We start from the raw sequence: 2,905 nt of genomic DNA, 5'->3' as shown, positions 1-2,905 counted from the left end.
CCCGCCGGCGGCGGCGGGCCGTCACCACCAGCAGGACGGCGCTGGACATCAGGGCGATACCGGAGACCGTCAGGGCACGCCACACCAGAGTCTGCGGTGTCCAGGCCAACGCGATGTCGAAGTCGGCCGCGGTGGGGGTGATCCGCCAGCCGTTGGCGTAGCCGTCCACGAGGACGGGCCGGCCGTAGTCGGTGTCGCCGGAGGTCGCCCGCCAGCCGGCGGACAGGCTCTGGCCGAGCACCAGCCAGAACGGCTGACCGGGCCGCGCGCCGGTGACCCGCAGCCCGAACGAGGTCGCCGTGGAGTCGGTGACCGCCACCGCCGGCGTCGCCGTCGGGCCCGCGGCTGTGGTCGTGCCGGCCGCCGGGCTCGCCGGCGCGGGGCCGGCAGCTGCCGATGCCGCTGTTGCCGATGCCGCTGCTGCCGTCGCTGTCGGCGCGCCCACGGGCTGCGAGGTGAGGATCAGCCGGTCGAGATCATATCCGGTCCGCGCGCCCTCGACGGTCCGCAGGACGTGGTCGCCAGGACCCAGAGCGATCGGATCGCCGCACAGCGACACCGCAAGCCCGGCACGACCGAGCGCGCCCGTGCCGGAACCGGTGATCCGCACGGGGGTCGGACGCCCGTCGATCGTCACCAGATCGTCGCGGCAGGTGTCGGGCACGCCGGCCCGCGGCGGGGGTACCCGCAGGCCGGCGAGGCCGACCTCGGCGAGCCCGACCGGCATGGAGATCCGGGTCCCGCTGATCGGGTCGACGGTGGTGGCCAGCCGCACCCGGTCGACGACGAGACGGATGCTGCTGCCCCGTACGGGCGGGAAGGACATCGTCACGGTCTGGCTCGCGCCGGGCTGTCCGAGGTCGCTGACCGGCGGGACGGTGAGGGTGTCCACCCGACGACCGTCCACGATCAGTCCCAGGGCGGTGGGCACGGAGTGGCGGCCGTCCGCGACCACGGACAGCGTCAGCTCGGACAGGTTCACCGGCCGGGGGGAGTTGACCTGGATCCAGGCGCCCTGCTGCATGCCGAAGCCGGGGCTCCACGCGGTGGCCGGATCCCCGTCGAAGGCGCTGGCGCTGCCGGCCGCCAGGTCGCCGGGCAGCCGGCCGGAGGACTCGGTGGTGACCCCGTCGGTCGGCCGGCCGACCGAGGCGCCGAGCACGAGGTCGTCGGCGTAGGCGGAGGCCCGGGCGGTGCCGGTCAGGGTGAAGGTCCGCGCGGTCGGCAGGGTGAACGTGCGGGCGACGGCCGGCTCGGTATCGGACTTGAACGGCTCGGCCGGGTTCGCGCGGTCCCGGGTGATCTGCAGTGTCAGACGGTGCCGCAGGGAGTCCTCGCCGGCCGCGGCGAGCAGGTCGGTGGGCATCCGCAGCAGTTCCTGGACGTGGGGTGCGCTCCCGTCCGGTGTCACGATGTCGACCTCGGCGAACCCCACGCTGGACAGGCCGGCGTAGTTCGCGCGGGTCCCGGTGTTGGTGGCGTCGACGGTGATGTCCAGCCGGGTGAAGCTGCGGGCGGGGAAGGTCACCACCTGGCCGGCGGGAGCCCGGGAGCTGTCCGTGAGCGGCACCGTCACCGGCGAGCCGCCGTCGAAGCGCAGCGTCGCCTTGGTGATCCACCGGTTGCGCGCGCCGGTGAGCGGCTGGACCAGCCGGNNNNGCTGGACCAGCCGGACCCGGTCCGTGGTCACCGGGCCGGCCAGGTCGACGCGCAGGCGCTGCCCGGCCGGGTTGGTGAACGCGCCCACCCGCCAGGCGGTGTCCGGGTTGCCGTCGACCGCGCCGGCCGGGCGCTCCGGTGGGCTGTAGGAGAACGTGTTGCCGTAGTCGGTCGCCTCGACCGAGGCGATCCGCGCGGAGGCGGTCGGCGCGGAGGCGGTCGGCGCGGACTGGCCGGAGGGCTGCAGCACGGCGACGGTCTGGGACGCCGCGGTGGCGTCTGGGAAGACCGGCAGCCGGTTGTCGTTCGGGTCGGGGGTGAGCGGCGCACTGCCGGGAGTCTCCACGTAGCCGTAGCCGTCCCGGACCGAGCTCCAGCGTTCCGCCCGCAGCCGGTTGCTGTCGGTGAGCAGCAGGTCGGCGCCGTCGTCCAGGGCCTGTCGCAGGCCGGCGGGGTCCGTGGCCAGCGAGCCGGTGTAGAGAATGGCCCGGTTCCCGGCCACCGCCTCGGACAGCAGCCCGGCGGCCGCCGCGTCCACCAGCCCCTCACCGTTCCCGCTGACCAGCAGCGGGGCCGCGGTCGTCGCCGTGCGCACGATCGGCCTGGCGTCCTGGACCCCGAAGGCGGCCAGCGCCGGCGGCGCGGGAGCGCCCGGAGGCGCGCCCAGGGCGATCTCGTCGTTGAAGGGGATCTGCGGGGTGTCGGCCACCGGCGGCCCGAAGCGGCGCGGCGCGGTCAGGCCCGCCGGCACCGGGTCGGTGAACAGCTGCCAGGTCGGCACCGGCCGCGGGGTGCGGAACCGCTCGTACTGGAAGTTGCTGCGCAGCAGCACGTCGCCGACACCCATCAGCCGGGCGATGTCGGCCAGCGAACCGGTCTCGAACACCCCCTCCTGCAGCCGGCGGTCCAGCGCGCGCAGCAGGTCGGCGGACGCGGCGGCGCTCAGCGGGATCAGCTCGCGGGAGACGAAGGGTCGTTCGATGAGCCCGGGCAGGACGGGGTCGAGGGTCGTCCCCCACCGGTAGTGCGAGAAGGGCGCCCCGGGCAGTTCCAGGACCCGGGTGGCCGTCCCCGCCGCGTCCAGGTCGGCGGCGGCCTGCAGTTCGTAGTCGGGGAGCGACTCGGGCCGGTCCAGCCCGGCCTCGACGAACTGGCCGCGCCACAACGGGCTCAGGTTCGCCACGATCAGCACGACCACGACCGCCCACGCGACACCCGGCACGGACGTCGGCAGCCGCGGCCGCGG

At 75.2% G+C, this 2,905-nt stretch carries 1 protein-coding gene (cut by both window edges); it reads right to left on the bottom strand.

The whole window is internal to an alpha-(1->3)-arabinofuranosyltransferase domain-containing protein gene (locus FrCorBMG51_RS21250) on the bottom strand: the coding sequence, 4,611 nt in all, runs 422 nt past the left edge and 1,284 nt past the right edge, and what appears here is coding positions 1,285-4,189, spanning codon 429 (complete) through codon 1,397 (partial); reading right to left, the first codon wholly in view occupies positions 2,903 to 2,905. Both the start codon and the stop codon lie outside the window.

The organism is Protofrankia coriariae (assembly GCF_001017755.1).
GTDB classification, from domain to species: domain Bacteria; phylum Actinomycetota; class Actinomycetes; order Frankiales; family Frankiaceae; genus Protofrankia; species Protofrankia coriariae.
Note: the sequence above shows the minus strand (reverse complement) of the source record. Positions and strands in the feature narration are given on the sequence as shown.